The 14,761-nt window shown below is 70.6% G+C and carries 13 protein-coding genes; 4 read left to right on the top strand and 9 right to left on the bottom strand.

All coding sequences use genetic code 11. From position 1 onward, the window contains the following. Positions 1-9 precede the first annotated feature (9 nt). From G6N51_RS23715 to eccCa, 3 genes are read right to left on the bottom strand one after another with little or no spacing between them, the layout of a single operon-like run. Entirely contained in the window at positions 10-327 is a 318-nt protein-coding gene (locus G6N51_RS23715) for a WXG100 family type VII secretion target (protein WP_083175667.1), read from the bottom strand. 49 nt (positions 328-376) lie between these two features. Further along, positions 377-1,609: a type VII secretion-associated protein gene (locus tag G6N51_RS23710; RefSeq protein WP_083175665.1), complete on the bottom strand. Its 1,233-nt coding sequence runs from the start codon at positions 1,607-1,609 to the stop codon at positions 377-379. Next, positions 1,606-5,292, bottom strand: coding sequence for a type VII secretion protein EccCa (gene eccCa / locus G6N51_RS23705; RefSeq protein ID WP_083175663.1), 3,687 nt, complete (start codon positions 5,290-5,292; stop codon positions 1,606-1,608). The genes G6N51_RS23710 and eccCa overlap by 4 nt, the downstream gene beginning before the upstream one ends. Before the next feature lie 94 nt (positions 5,293-5,386). Between eccCa and eccD the strand changes: the two genes are divergently transcribed. After that, positions 5,387-6,799: a type VII secretion integral membrane protein EccD gene (gene eccD / locus G6N51_RS23700; RefSeq protein ID WP_083175681.1), complete on the top strand. Its 1,413-nt coding sequence runs from the start codon at positions 5,387-5,389 to the stop codon at positions 6,797-6,799. Continuing rightward, a complete protein-coding gene (gene mycP, locus G6N51_RS23695) occupies positions 6,796-8,097 on the top strand; it encodes a type VII secretion-associated serine protease mycosin (protein WP_142275236.1) in 1,302 nt (433 codons plus the stop codon). Before eccD ends, mycP begins: the two co-directional genes overlap by 4 nt. Here the strand turns inward: mycP and eccB are convergent. Then, positions 8,062-9,432 carry a type VII secretion protein EccB gene (eccB, locus tag G6N51_RS23690; RefSeq protein ID WP_083175661.1) on the bottom strand — a complete coding sequence of 457 codons (1,371 nt, stop codon included), beginning with the start codon at positions 9,430-9,432 and terminating at the stop codon, positions 8,062-8,064. The two genes, mycP and eccB, sit on opposite strands and share 36 nt — an antisense overlap. Positions 9,433-9,552: 120 nt before the next feature. On the opposite strand from eccB, the gene G6N51_RS23685 reads away from it, so the two are divergent. After that, positions 9,553-10,410 carry a cutinase family protein gene (locus G6N51_RS23685; protein ID WP_083175659.1) on the top strand — a complete coding sequence of 286 codons (858 nt, stop codon included), beginning with the start codon at positions 9,553-9,555 and terminating at the stop codon, positions 10,408-10,410. Between the two features lie 57 nt (positions 10,411-10,467). Continuing rightward, positions 10,468-11,088 (top strand): cutinase family protein, encoded by a 621-nt coding sequence (locus G6N51_RS23680; RefSeq protein ID WP_083175677.1) that lies wholly within the window; start codon positions 10,468-10,470, stop codon positions 11,086-11,088. Here G6N51_RS23680 and truA read toward each other — a convergent pair. From truA to rpsK, 5 genes are all read right to left on the bottom strand, one after another. Beyond that, a complete protein-coding gene (gene truA, locus G6N51_RS23675; protein ID WP_083175675.1) occupies positions 11,085-11,963 on the bottom strand; it encodes a tRNA pseudouridine(38-40) synthase TruA in 879 nt (292 codons plus the stop codon). The genes G6N51_RS23680 and truA overlap by 4 nt on opposite strands. Further along, positions 11,923-12,540 (bottom strand): 50S ribosomal protein L17, encoded by a 618-nt coding sequence (gene rplQ, locus G6N51_RS23670; protein ID WP_083175656.1) that lies wholly within the window; start codon positions 12,538-12,540, stop codon positions 11,923-11,925. The genes truA and rplQ overlap by 41 nt, the downstream gene beginning before the upstream one ends. A 57-nt stretch (positions 12,541-12,597) precedes the next feature. Continuing rightward, the gene (locus G6N51_RS23665) at positions 12,598-13,641 is read right to left on the bottom strand and encodes a DNA-directed RNA polymerase subunit alpha (protein WP_083175653.1); all 1,044 of its coding nucleotides are present in this window, start codon (positions 13,639-13,641) and stop codon (positions 12,598-12,600) included. 84 nt (positions 13,642-13,725) lie between these two features. After that, a complete protein-coding gene (gene rpsD, locus G6N51_RS23660) occupies positions 13,726-14,331 on the bottom strand; it encodes a 30S ribosomal protein S4 (RefSeq protein WP_067950708.1) in 606 nt (201 codons plus the stop codon). 10 nt (positions 14,332-14,341) lie between these two features. Beyond that, entirely contained in the window at positions 14,342-14,758 is a 417-nt protein-coding gene (gene rpsK, locus G6N51_RS23655; protein WP_067203479.1) for a 30S ribosomal protein S11, read from the bottom strand. Positions 14,759-14,761: the final 3 nt, after the last annotated feature.

Raw genomic sequence — 14,761 nt, 5'->3', positions numbered from 1 at the left:
TCCTCTCGATCACAGGTTTCCGCCGGCGGCGGCGATGTGGGTCGCATGGTCGTGGCCGGCCTCGCGCAGGGTGGCCGCGTTGCGCCGGATGGTCTCGCCGATCGCGTGCAGGACGTGGTAGAGCCGCAACGACTCGGCGTTCCAGCGATCCACCACGTCCCTGAACCGCGCGGCGGCGATCCCGCCCCACACCGACGGCGGCACCTCGCTCATGCGGCCGATGAACGCCTGCAGCATGGCCCGGATCTCCTCGTTGCGGGCATCCGTGGTACCCGCGATCGACCGCATCAGGTCGAAGTCGGTGCTCAGTGTGTTCGGTGTCGCCATACTGAATTCGACCGCGTCGGCGCTCTTTTGGTTCCACCGTTTTCGGGCTTCATCCGATCGCGTGGGCCGACCGCACCGCCTGCTCGCACACCGCGCGGACCGCCTCTTCCCTTCCGGGCCGGCTCTGGCATCCGAGGCCGATCCGCACCGGCCCGTCCAGCAACACCGTCCACCGCACGTCATGGCCGGCGCGGACTTCGCGGTACGTCACCGCCGGCCTGCCGACGCTGGTCCCGGAGGCATTGAAGTCGACGAACGATCCAGCCGGCGCCGCCTCGATCGCGCGTCTCAGCCGCTCGGCGGTGCCACTCAGCGTCTCGCCGGTGACCGGCGACTGCGTGACATGCAGCGCCACTTCGGGATCCGAGGGCGACGTGACCTGTACGCGCGCCGACCCCGGCCCGACGGTCACCCGTTGGGTGGACCAATCCGCGGGCACCGTCACCGCCACCCTGCCTTCCACCAGGAATGTGGTGGGCGTGGCTTCCACCGCCAGCGGGGTTGGCTCGCGGTGCCGGCCCACCGTGGTCGCGGCCGGGGCCGACACGGCGAGCACGATGGCGGCCGCGCCGAGGCCGCGCAGCGTCCGCGCTGAAGACCGGACACGATCACCACTTCCGGGTGCCGCGCGCGGCTCGTGGCGATCGGACACCACCGATCGGGCCAGCCGGGCCAGCCGCACGTCGTCGATGAGCAGTGCCGTCTGCCCGTTGCCGCGCACGGCGCCGGCGATCGACGCGGCAAGGGCCGGCGCTCCGGGGACCAACCCCGGTGTGTCGATGAGGACGACGGCCGCGGGCATGCCCGCGAGTGCGGCCACCACCTCGCCGGCCACGCAACGCGGTGGGGGCCGACGCGGTATGGCGACGAGTTCGGCAGCGCCGACCACCACCATCCGCTCGGTGATCTCCACGACGACCGTCGGTTCGCCGTCGGCCTGGGCAGCCCGCCTGAGCAACCACGACCGCGGCCGTGCGAGCACGTCGTCGGACACCGCGGCCGCCGCCGCGCTCAGCGTTGCGCTGCGCGACGCCGACCACCACGAGGGATGCACCACGACGATGCCATCGGCACGCGTGCAGACCGCCGACCGAAGCGCATCACTCCACAGCGAAGCGACGGCAACCGGCTGTCCGCCCACCAGCGTGACCCGATCGTCGATCGCGCCGAGCGCCGCCGCGATGAGCTGCGAGGGCCCGCCACCGGTGACGGCATTTGTGCCGCAACATAATCGGCGGATCGTGCCGGGCCCGGCTTCGATGACGGCGCGATGAGGGTTCACGGCGCGCTCCAGGCCACCTGGACGAGCTGTTCGTCACCCTCGCGGGTGAGCAGGACACCGCGGCCGGGCGGCAGCCGCGCGGGGCGACGGGCGCCGAAGGGCGCCTCCGCGCCGGGGAATCCGTCCATCGTCAGCATCATGCAGCCGACGTCACGTAATCCGGCCAGCAGCGGCTCGAACAATGCGCGCTCCGCGCCGCCGCTGCGCCGCGCGATGACCAGATGTAACCCGAGATCCGCTGCGTAAGGCAGGTATTCGACAATGGGTGTCAGCGGGTTGCCGCCCGGACCGGCGACCAGGTCGTAATCGTCGACGACGAGATAGATGTCCGGCCCGGACCACCATGATCCGGCTCGCAGCCACTCCTGGCTCGCGTCGGCCGGGGGCATCCGCCGCCGTATGAGGTCGAGCAGATCTGGCAGCAGTCCGGCGAGCGCGCCCGGTGACATGGCATAGCCCCAGAGGTGCTCCGGCTCGACGGCACCGAGCAGCGTGCGCCGAAAGTCGGCGATCACGAGGTGGGCTTCCGCGGGGGTCGTGGTACGGACGATCTCGCGGCACAGGGCGCGTAACGTCGCGGTCTTCCCGCACTCCTGGTCTCCCAGCACCAAGAGATGAGGCTGTCGGTCGAACTCGAGCGTCACCGGCTGCAGTCGGCGCTCGTCGATGCCCAGCACGATGGAGTCACCCGCCCGCCCGACCACGGTGTCAAGCTCCACCAGCCGCGGCAACAACGGGATGGGCGGTGCACCAAAGTCACTCGGACCGATCTCAGCGGCGGGCAGGGCGATCATCAAGTGGGAACCGTCGCCGCAGAGACCGCGCCCGGGTCTGTCCCGGGGCACGTGTTGGGCCGCTTTCCGGTTCAGTTCGGAATCCACGGGATCACCCAACCTGAGCTCGATACGCGTGCCGATCTGGTCCCGCAGCGCCGGCCTGATGTCGGCCCACCTCGACGCCGACAGGACCACGTGCACGCCGAACGAGAGTCCCTGGGTCGCAATGGCGGTGACCGATGCCTCCAGCCCGCCGAATTCCTCACGCAAGCTCGCCCAGCCGTCGATGACGAGGAAGACGTCCCCGAACCGATCGGCGTCCCACGCCTTGTGCTGCGCCCGTAGTTGACGGTATTCCGCGATGGAGCCGATCCCGTGGTCGCCGAAAACGGCTTCCCGTGACCGGATGACCGACTCGCATTCGGCAACGATCCGCGTGACGAGCCGCGGTTCGGCCCGGCCGGCGACGGCGCCGACGTGCGGGATTGTCCGTGTCGATGCCAACGTTCCGCCGCCGAAGTCCAGGCAGTAGAACTGCACCTGCCGCGCGTCGTGAGTGGCCGCCAGCGCCGTCACCAGCGTCCGCAGCGCCGTCGACTTACCGGATTGGGGCGCCCCGACGAAGGCCACATTCCCCGCGGCCCCGCGCAAGTCGGCTATCAGCGGCGTCCGGCGTTGCTCGAACGGACGGTCGACGATGCCGAGGGGAACGGTCAGGGCGGTCGGCGCGGTCACCTCGTCGCGAAGCAGCGTGTGCAGGGCGGGCGCCGGGCCCAGCGGCGGCAACCAGACCCGGTGCGCGGGTGGTCCGTGTCCGGCCAGGCGGTCCAGGATCGCCTGCAAGACCGAGCGCTCCGACGACTCGCCGGACTCGGCGGCGCGAATGGTCTCGCCGACTTTCTCGGTGCCATACCGCTGCACGCAGGGCGCCGTCGCAGGCCGGAAGGCGGGCGCGCCGGCCGGCGCCGGTCCCGAAACGTACGCGGCGGAGAAGCGAACCAGCTCACCGGCGCTCGTACGCAGGTAGCCCGCGCCGGGCTCGTTCGGCAGTTCGTACGCGTCGAGTGTTCCCAGCACGGCGCGTGATTCGGCGGCCGACAGTGTTTTCAGGCAGATCCGGTAGGACAGGTGGGCGTCCAGTCCGCGCAGCCGGCCCTCGTCGAGCCGCTGGCTGGCCAGTAGCAGATGCATGCCCAGCGACCGGCCGAGCCGGCCGAGAGCCACGAACATCTCGGCGAAATCCGGGTGTTGGCTGAGCAGCTCGGAGAATTCGTCAACGATGATGAACAACGTGGGCAGCGCCGCCCATGCCGCACCCGCGCGCCGCTTGATTTCGTACGCCGCGGCGCTGACACAGCCCGAGGCGCGCAGCAGCTGTTGTCGGCGATTCATCTCGCCGGCCAGGGCATCGCTCATCCGGGCCACCAGCGGCGCCTCGTCCGCGAGGTTGGTGATGACCGCCGCCACGTGCGGAGCCCGCGCATAATCGAGAAATGTTGCACCGCCTTTGAAGTCGATGAGCAACAGGTTGAGCACCTCGGGAGAGTTGCGCAGCATCATGCCGAGCGCGATCGTCCGAAGTAGCTCCGACTTACCCGATCCCGTGGCACCGACGCAGAGCCCGTGCGGACCCATACCGTGTTCGGCGGCCTCCTTGATATCCAGCGTCAGCCGCGCGCCGTCGGCGCCGGTGCCGATCGGGGCGCACAACCGATCACGATGATCTTGGCTGCGCCACAAGGCAACCGGATCGAAGCGATCCACGTCCTCGATTCCCACCAGGCCCGGCCAGCCCATACCGCCGCCGTGGAACCCCGCGCCGCCCCGATACGCCGCCAGCCGGCGGGCACATACCAGCGCGTCCACGGGGTCCATCCGGTCGGGGCGCAAGAGCCGATGAGTTTCGCCTAACACGCTGACCGTCACTGGTGCGCCGTCGCGGCCGCTGCCGACCTCGACAATGGTCGCGCCCGCGAACCCGTCGACGTTGTCGTCCAGGTCGGCGACCACCACCGCGTGCGCCGGCCGGGCACCGGCGAGCGCGTCTTGAGCCTCCCCCGCACTGCGGTACACCATTCGCAATCGCCCCACCGCATCGGCGGCGGTCGGATGGTGGTTGTGCGGCAACCATTTCAACCATTCCCAGTGTCGACGGTTCCCGTCGCTGGTCGCGGCGACGATCAGCAGCTGATCGGGAGGGTGAAAGAGGGCGAGTTGGCAGATCATCGCGCGCAGCGTTCCGCGTGCAGCGGTCGCGTCACCGTCGATGACGATGCGCCGACTTTGGCGCAAGCCGATGGCGATGGGCGCGACGACCGTCGAATGGGTTCGCATGAAGCGGTGCAAGGCGCTGACGGTCACCGGGTCGGCAGCCTCGCTCGTCCGCGGGGCCACCAACGGGGTGGCGAGGGGCTGGGCTCCGGTCCCGACTCGCACGAGGCAGAAGTCGGGATCGGCGGCTCGGCGCTCCCACATTCGGGGACCGCCGATCAACGTCCAGAGTGCGTCGGGGTCGGGGTGACTCCACATCAGCGAGAAATGCTGCGCGGCAGCCGTTTCGACGACGGTGTTGCGCAAGCGGCTGAGGTATTCGAGGTAACGAAGGCGGTCGCCGTCGATGTCACCGTGCCCGCGGCGGACACGCCCGGACAACACGGTCACCAGCGACGAGGCCAGCATCATGATCGGAAAGGCCACCAAGGCGGGGGCGCGTCCGCCGCCCTGCCCCGAGCGCAATGCCACCGCCATCACGCCGATCCCGGCCACCGCAAGCGCGGACGGCAGCACGCGTGACAGCAGTCCGGGCGCCGCCGGAGCCGGCGGGTCGGGCGGCGCATCGACGACGACGTCCGCGGTCGGCACCGTCGGTGGCGGGCGCCGCGGCACCGGCACGAAAGCCTGGGTCATCTCGTCCCCTCCCGTTCGGCGAACGGTAGGCAGCACCGAAGCCGCGGACAAGTCACCTGTGGACACCCGCATACCCGCCGACCGAAAGCTGGCTATGTTCGCGGCAATCCGACCGAAGGGATCACTGTTGCCCGCAACCGATCCGGGGCTGTGCCGGGTGTCGATACAGTCCGGCACCGCCGTCGCCGACCTGGCCCTACCGGCCGGGATTCCCGTCACCGTGCTGACCCCCTCCATCGTGGACATCCTGAAGCCGGGCGAGGACGGAGACGGTCTGACCGCCAAGCGCTATCGCCTGTCGCTGCCCGGCTCCGCCGCGCTGGATCCGTCGAAGACGCTGGCGCAAAGCGGAATCCCCGACGGCGCCGTACTGCTTCTGAGTCGGGCGGCGGCCCCGCCACCCGCCGGGCGTCACCACGACGTCGCCGAGGCGGTGTCGGAGACGCTGGCGGTGGATTCGGCGCCGGGCCCCGGGCGCCGACCGGTGACCCGGCTCGCCGGTGCGATCTCCGCAATCTGCGTGATCGTCACCGGCGCGCTGGCGATGGTCCGGAACACGTCCGGCGCCAATGGAAACCATGAGGGCCGCGCCGCGGCGGGCGTGCTGACGGTTGCGGTCGTGGTTGCCTTGCTGTCCGCTGCGGTTGCGCACCGGGCCTACCGGGATGCGGTCGCCGGGGTGACGCTCAGCGCCATCGCCACGGCGTTCGCTGCGGTCGCGGGTTTTCTGGCGGTCCCCGGCGCCCCGGGGGTCTGGCACGTAGTGCTGGCCTCGACGGCGGCGGCCGCGACCTGCGTTCTGGCGACGCGGTCGTCGGGCTGCGGTGCGGTCACGCTGACAGCCCTGTCATCCGTCGCGACGGTCGTCGCGGGGGCCGCGCTGGTGGGCGCGATCACTGCCGCCCCGCCGCAGGCCATCGGCGCGGCGGCGGCGCTGGTGTCGCTCGGCCTGCTCGGGACTGCGGCGCGGGCATCGATCGTCCTTGCGGGGTTATCACCCCGGCTGGCGACCAGCTCGGACACCGACGAGACCGAAGCCGCCGTGGCCGGGCGAACCCTCCGCGCCGACGCCTGGCTGTCGAGCCTGCTTGCCGGGTTGTCGTCATCGGCGGCGCTCGGCGCCGTCGTCACCGTCTTGGCCGGTGCACCGCGCCTGTCTTGCATCGCATTCGGCGGCATCACCGGCACCCTGTTACTGCTGCGTGCACGGTCCGCTGACAACCGACGGATGCTGGCCTTCGCCATCACCGGAATCGGCGTCGTGGGAACAACTTTCGGTGTTGCCGCCTTCAGGGCCACCGGGCACGGCCCATGGGTGGCCGCGGCGACGGCGACGCTGACGGCCGCGGCGATCTACCTCGGCTTCGCCGCTCCGACGTTGTCGCTTCCACTCATTGCACGCCGTAGCGTCGAGGCGCTGGAGTGGCTGGCGCTGATCGCGGTCGTCCCACTGACCTTCTGGATCTGTGGACTGTACGGTGCCGCGCGAGGAATGGCTTTCACGTGAGGGCCTCGCGCGCCGCCCGCCTGCTGTCGGTGCCGGCGCTGGTGGCGATCTCACTGGTGGGAACGGCCCCGGCGCAGGCGGTTTCGCCGCCGCGGGTCGACGACAAGTGGTTACCGAAGCCCGCGCGGCCCGCGCCGCCGTCGCCGACCGTGCAACGCGAGGTGTGCGCGACGATGGCCAGCGCATCGGCGCCGGGTCGACCGGCGGACCTCCCCGACATGGCGCGGGTGTGGCAGCTCTCCCGCGGCGCCGGGCAGCGGGTCGCGATCATCGACACCGGTGTTTCGCCGCATCGCCTGCTCCCCGAGGTGGTGCCCGGCGGCGACTACGTGTCCAGCGGCGACGGCACCCAGGACTGCGACGCCCACGGCACGATGGTGGCCGCGATCATCGGTGCGACAAAGGATTCGATGGCGGCCGGCTTCAGCGGGGTGGCGCCCGAAGCCACCCTGGTCAGCATCCGGCAGTCCAGCGGAAAGTTCTCCCCTGCCAACGATCGGTCCCGCGGCGGCGTGGGCGACGTCGACACCATGGCGAAAGCCGTGCGCACTGCCGCCGACCTCGGCGCGTCGGTGATCAACATCTCCGCGGTCGCGTGCGTTCCGGTCGCGTCGGCGCTCGATGACCGCGCGCTGGGCGCCGCACTGGCGTACGCCGTGGACGTCAAGAATGCCGTCGTCGTGGCCGCGGCGGGCAACACCGGCGGTGCCGGGCAGTGCCCACCACAGCGCCCGGACGCCGGCTGGGAGAACGTCACCGTCGCGGTGAGCCCGGCGTGGTACGACGACTACGTGCTGACCGTCGGTTCGGTGAACGCCGAAGGGGCCCCGTCGGCGTTCACCCTGGCCGGCCCCTGGGTGGACGTCGCCGCCCCCGGCGAGGCGGTGACACCGCTCGGCGCGGCACCGGTGTCCGGCACCAGTTATGCCGCGCCGGTGGTCAGTGGGCTGGCCGCGCTGATCCGATCCCGGTTCCCGGCGATGACCGCGCGGCAGGTGATGCAGCGCATCGAGTCGACCTCCCATCACCCGCCCGGGGGTTGGGATCCGCTCGTCGGCAACGGCACCGTCGACCCGCTGACGGCGGTCAGCAGCGATGCCGCTCCGCCGGCGACCGCGCCGCCACCGGTGCCCGCGCCGATCGCGGCGCCGCCGCCTGCCGAAGCACCGAACACCCACGCGCGGACCACCGCGCTGCGCGGCTCGGCCATCTGCCTCGCCGGCCTGGTGATGGCGCTGGCCGCGGGTGCCGCCGTGAGCCGACTACGGGGTCCCCGAAACGGAATCGCGGGGGATTGACGCCGTGCCTCGGCTCAGCTCGGGTCCCGCCGGCAGCACCCCCAGGACCGACCACGGCGCCGGGTTCGGCGCGGGCAGCCCGAGGGCATGCGCGGCGTCGTCGTCGTGGATCGCGAACCGCACCCCGCTGTCGGTGACCAGGTAGCGCGTGCCGACTCGCACGTAGAGACTCCGGCCGGGCGGCACGTACACGCCGTCCAGCGCGGGGCCGGGTCCGTCGGCCTGTGACAGGGTCAACGGCGCCTGACCGGCCGGCAACGGTAGCCGGCTGCCGGCGAAAAGGGCGGCGCCGGATTGGCCGGATGACGCGGCCTGCGACGAGACGCAGAACGTGCTGGCGTCGTCCGACAGTGTCGGCGCCCGCTCAGGGAAACCGGCCACCGGCAGCGACTGGACGATCGGGGCGGCGCGGATGGCGTCGGGTGTCACCGGGACGGCATTGACGGCGCCCTGGGAGTTGCTGAAGCGCAGGAGATCGGCCGCGACCTCCCCGATGCGCTGGACGCCGGCGGCGAGCACCGCGTAATACTCGTCACCACCGGCGCGTGCGATGCGCATCACACTGCCCACCCCGAACCCGGGTATCGCGGCCGACCTCTCGCCGGCGCCGCGGATCCGCGGCGACCTGATCGGCGGCGCCTCGGGAATGGCGTTCAGCAACGATGGCGAGACGGGTCGCGGTGCCCGCCCTTCGATGCGGAGCGCGCGCACCACCGCAGGGTCGGCGACATCGACAAGGGCACGCTGGCCGTCGTAGAGCAGGTAGGCCGGCGCACCCGGGGCGGGCGCGACCAGCGCGGCCTGACCCGGACCGAGGCGACGGGCCGTCGCCGCGTCGGTCGCGCCGACGACGACCGTCGTCGCGCCGGCGCCGTCCGTATCGCAGATCGTCCACGCCGATTCGTCCGCCCTCAACGGCTCGCCGATAACCTGCGGCGCGCCCGGGATGCCCAGCAGCGGACCCCGTTTGGCGCGCGTCAGATCAGCTTCGGGCACCGGGCGGGGATTGGCGGCCGTCGCCGCGATCAATCGCGCCGACGCCAGGTTCAGCACCGGGTGCCAGGTATCCCCCACGCGCACATACAGCGCCCCGGATTCCCGCCCCATCACCAACTGGGCGCCATCCAGCGCGACCCGCGGCCGCAGCAACGCGACGAGCGCCGCTCCCGCCACGGCGACCGCCGTCAGCACGCACCCGACGGTCAGCGCCGCCGTTTGCGCCCGCGAGCGGACGCTGAGGGTGTGGATGTTGCCGCCCAGCAACGCACACTCGAGGCGACGCAGCAGGAATCGGTACCCGCTGACATGCAGCCACGTGGCCGGCTGACGCCACACTGGTTCCCCCACCCTGCATCGTTGTTGCACACACGCTAGAGCGGCCGAGCGAGGGGGCGCTTAATTGATCCACAGGCCAGCGAACTTTCGATCCGTGCTTAGGGTAGGTAAAGTTACGGCGTGCTTTCCCACCGCTTAGGTCGCTGGGCGGGCCCGGGGGTGTCTGCAGTGGTTACCGCCGCCGGCCTGCTCGTATCCCCCGCTGCGACGCCAACAGCCTCCGCCTTCGACTGCCCGGACGTCGAGGTCATCTTCGCCCGCGGCACCAACGAACCCCCTGGTCTGGGCCGGGTCGGCGACGCCTTCGTGGACTCGCTGCGCCAGCAGACCCACCTGAACATCCTGCCCTACGGGGTGAACTACGCCGCCAGCAAGCTGCAGCTGCACGGCGGTGACGGCGCCAACGACACCATCGACCGCGTCAAGAAGAGCGTGGAAACCTGCCCGAACACCAAGATCGTGCTGGGCGGCTACTCGCAGGGCGCGTCGGTGATGGACATCGTGGCCGGCGTGCCGATCGGCGGCATCACCTGGGGCAGCTCGCTGCCCGCGCAGTACGCGCCCAACATCGCGGCGGTCGCCACCTTCGGCGACGTGGCCGACCGCGCCGGCGGCACGCTGCCCAGCCAGAGCGCGCTGCTGGGCTCCAAGGCCATCGACCTGTGCAATCCGCAAGACCCGATCTGCCACGCGGGTCAGGGCAACGAGTGGACCGGGCACACCGAGGGCTACGTCCCCGTGTACACCACCCAGGCCGCCGCGTTCGTCGCGAGTAAGTTGCTGGCCGGCTCGGGCCAGTCGGTTCCCGGGTTCGGGCCGCCGCTGGGCCCCGTTCCGACGCAGCCCGGCCAGCCGTCACCGGTCTACGGCCAGCAGAGCCCGCCCGGGTCGCCGCCCTCGATCCACGACGGAACCGGCACCGCGCCGAACGCGCCGGCCGCCCCGACCACGGTGACTCCGCAAGCTCCTCTCGTCTAAATCGTTACCGGCGCGAGATCAACGCGCCCCTAACATCGTGGGGTGCGGCTCATTCCATTGACGCTGGGCGCCGGCCTGCTCGCCGGCGCCGCGATAGTGGTTGCTCCCCAGCTGCTTCCGCAGGCCCTGGCCTCCTGCCCCGGCGTTGAGGTGGTCTTCGCCCGCGGGACCGACGAGCCGCCCGGTGTGGGCAAGGTCGGCGGGGCGTTCGTCGACTCGCTGCGCCGGCAGACTTCCAAAAGCGTTGGCTCCTATGGGGTGAACTACCCGGCCAGCAAGGACTTCCTGGCCGCCGCCGACGGCGCCAACGACGCCAGCAACCACATCCAGCAGATGGCGGGCAACTGCCCCAACACCAAGCTGGTGCTCGGCGGTTACTCCCAGGGCGCGGCCGTCGTCGACATCGTCACGGCCGCACCGCTGCCCGGCCTCGGGTTCCGGCAGCCGCTGCCGGCCGCGGCCGCCGATCACGTCGCCGCCGTCGCGCTGTTCGGCAATCCGTCGGGCCGGGCCGGCCAGCTGATGAGCGCCCTGACCCCGGAATTCGGGGGCAAGACCATCGACCTGTGCAACCCGGGCGACCCGATCTGCTCGGGCGGCACCCAGTGGGCGGCGCACCTGAGCTACGTGCCCGGCCTGACCAATCAGGCCGCGCGCTTCGTCGCCGCCAAGGTTTAGCGGGTGCGCAGGTCCCGGGTGATGAGGTTGCGCGCCTCGAGTTGGTCGTCGGGCGGATAGTCGACGCGTTCCAGCGTCAGCCCGTGCGCCGGCGCGGCCGCGAAGTCGCTGGAGCGGCTTGTGGCGCTGAGCAATTCAGCACACCACGACACCGGACGGCGGTGCTCGCCCACCGCCAGCAGCGCCCCGACCAGCGAGCGCACCATCGACCAGCAGAACGCGTCGGCGGTGACGTGCGCGGTGATCAGGTCACCGTCGCGCGACCACTGAAGGCGCTGCAGGTCGCGGATGGTGGTGGCGTTCGGCCGGTGCCGGCAGAACCCCGCAAAATCGTGCAACCCCAGCAGTTCTCGCGACGCGGCGGCCATCGCGTCGACATCCAGGGGCCGGGGCCAGGCGGTGACGTAGCGGGCCTGCTGCGGCCGCACGCCGTACGGCGCCACCGACAGCCGGTAAGTGTAATGGCGCCGCAGCGCCGAGAACCGGGCGTCGAAACCCGCAGGGGCGCGGGCGATGTCGAGCACCCGGACATCGGCGGGCAGGAACCGGCCGAGCCGGCGCACCAGCGGCTCGAACTCCGACTCGCCGGCGCGCGACGAGCGCGGGTAGGCGTTCGGCAGCGCGGCCGGCGGCACGTCGACGTGGACCACCTGACCGGTGGCGTGGACCCCGGTGTCGGTGCGCCCGGCCGCCCGCAGCCGCATCGGCGTGCGGAAGACGGTCGTCAGCGCGTCGTCGAGCACTCCGGCGACGGTGCGCTGGCCGGACTGGGGGGCCCAGCCCGCGAAATCCGTTCCGTCATAGGCGATGTCGAGCCGCAGACGGACGTGATCGTTAACTCTCGTCAGCCTCGTCGGCCTCTTCGGCCTTCTCAGCCTCGGCCCGCGCCTCGATGGCCTCGTCGTGCTTTTCCTCGGCGGCAGCCTCGGCCTCCGTGACCTCAGGCTCCTTGGCCTCGGTCTCGGTCGCCTCCTCGGCCGTCGGGCCGACGGCTTCCTCAGGCTCAACCGCCGCCTGAGGTGCCGCCGCCGCCGCGACGGGCGCCTTCTTGGGCGTCTTCGCCCGGCGCGCCCGGTCGGCCTCGGAGGTGACCGTCTTCTCCAGCACCAGCTGGATCACCGCCATCGGGGCGTTGTCGCCCTTGCGCGGCTCGACCTTGATGATGCGGGTGTAGCCGCCGTTGCGGTCGGCGAAGAACGGCCCGATCTCCTCGAACAGCTTGTGCACCACGTCCTTGTCGCGGATCTTCTTGAGAACCTCACGCCGGTTGTGCAGCGTGCCCTTCTTCGCGTGCGTGATCAGCTTCTCCGCATACGGGCGCAACGCCCGCGCCTTCGGCTCGGTCGTCTTGATCTGGTTGTGCTCGAACAGCGACGTGGCCAGGTTGGCCAGCAGCGCCTTCTGGTGCGAAGACGACCCGCCGAGGCGAGGACCCTTGGTGGGCTTGGGCATTGCACTATCTCCTAAGTGGGGCCGACCCCCGTATCAGGTAGGGCCGGGACGGACTGATTAGAGCTGTTCGGTTTCCGCGTAGTCCTGGTCGTCGTAGGCGCCCTCGGTGGACCAGGTGCCGGTGGCCACGTCATAGCCGGCGACCTGCGACGGGTCGAAGCTCGCCGGGCTGTCCTTGAGCGACAGGCCCAGCTGGTGCAGCTTGACCTTCACCTCGTCGATCGACTTCTGACCGAAGTTGCGGATGTCGAGCAGGTCGGACTCGGTGCGGCTCACCAGCTCGCCGACGGTGTGCACGCCCTCGCGCTTGAGGCAGTTGTACGAGCGCACCGTCAGGTCCAGGTCGTCGATCGGCAGCGCGAACGAGGCGATGTGGTCGGCCTCGGCCGGCGACGGCCCGATCTCGATGCCCTCGGCCTCGACGTTGAGTTCGCGTGCCAGGCCGAACAATTCGACCAGCGTCTTACCGGCCGACGCCAGCGCGTCGCGCGGGGTGATCGAGCTCTTGGTCTCGACGTCGAGGATCAGCTTGTCGAAGTCGGTGCGCTGCTCGACACGGGTCGCGTCGACCTTGTAGGTCACCTTGAGCACCGGCGAGTAGATGGAATCGACCGGAATGCGGCCGATTTCGGCGCCGGAGGCCCGGTTCTGCACCGCCGGCACGTAGCCGCGGCCGCGCTCGACGACGAGTTCGACCTCCAGCTTGCCCTTGTCGTTCAGCGTCGCGATGTGCATCTCCGGGTTGTGCACGGTCACACCGGCGGGCGGCACGATGTCACCCGCGGTGACCGCGCCCGGGCCCTGCTTGCGCAGGTACATGGTGACGGGCTCGTCCTCTTCCGAGGACACGACCAGGCTCTTGAGGTTCAGGATGATCGCGGTGACGTCTTCCTTCACCCCGGCGACGGTGGTGAACTCGTGCAGCACGCCGTCGATGCGAATGCTGGTCACGGCCGCGCCGGGAATCGACGACAGCAGCGTCCGGCGCAGCGAATTGCCCAGGGTGTAACCGAATCCGGGCTCGAGGGGCTCGATGACGAACTGCGAGCGGTTGTCGGTGAGGACTTCCTCCGACAGGGTGGGTCGCTGAGAGATCAGCATGGTGTTTCTTCTTCTCCTTCTCGGCACCCGCTATTTGATGCCGTTGGGTGTCCGCCCGCCGCGGCCGCGGCGTGCGGAAGTCCGTTACTTCGAGTAGAACTCGACGATCAGCTGCTCGGCGAGGGGCACGTCGATCTGCGCCCGCTCGGGCAGCTGGTGGATCAGGATGCGCTGGCGCTCCCCGACCACCTGCAGCCAGCTGGGGATCGGGCGGTCGCCCGCCGTCTCCCGCGCGATCTGGAACGGCACCGTGTTCAGCGAGCCGTCCCGCACGTCGATGATGTCGTACTGCGACACCCGGTAGCTGGGGACGTTGACGTGCACGCCGTTGACGCTGAAGTGGCCGTGGCTGACCAGCTGGCGGGCCATCCGGCGCGTCCGGGCCAGCCCGGCGCGGTAGACGACGTTGTCCAGCCGGCTTTCCAGAATCTTGAGCAGCTCCTCACCCGTCTTGCCGGGCTGCCGGGTCGCTTCTTCGTAGTAGCGGCGGAACTGCTTCTCCATGACGCCGTAGGTGAAGCGGGCCTTCTGCTTCTCCTGCAGCTGCTGCAGGTATTCGCTTTCCTTGATCCGCGCGCGGCCGTGCTGGCCGGGCGGGTAGGGGCGCTTCTCGAAGGCCTGGTCGCCACCGATCAGGTCGGTGCGCAGCCGGCGCGACTTGCGGGTGATGGGTCCGGTGTAACGAGCCATGATCTATTCCCTAGACCCTTCTCCGCTTGGGCGGACGGCAGCCGTTGTGCGGCTGGGGGGTGACATCGGAGATGGCGCCGACCTCGAGGCCCGCCGCCTGCAGCGACCGGATCGCCGTCTCCCGGCCCGAGCCAGGGCCCTTGACGAACACGTCGACCTTCTTCACGCCGTGCTCCTGCGCCTTGCGCGCGGCGTTCTCGGCGGCGAGCTGCGCGGCGAACGGCGTCGACTTCCGCGAGCCCTTGAAGCCGACGTGGCCCGACGACGCCCAGGCGATGACGTTGCCCTGCGGGTCGGTGATGCTCACGATCGTGTTGTTGAACGTGCTCTTGATGTGCGCGGCACCGTGCGGAATGTTCTTCTTTTCCCGCTTGCGGGTCTTCTGCCCCTTCTTGGGGGCAGACGATGCCTTCTTGGCTGGTGGCATGGG

Origin of the sequence: Mycobacterium paraseoulense, from assembly GCF_010731655.1 — a bacterium.
Classification (GTDB): domain Bacteria; phylum Actinomycetota; class Actinomycetes; order Mycobacteriales; family Mycobacteriaceae; genus Mycobacterium; species Mycobacterium paraseoulense.
This window is presented reverse-complemented; position numbering and strand designations above follow the sequence as displayed.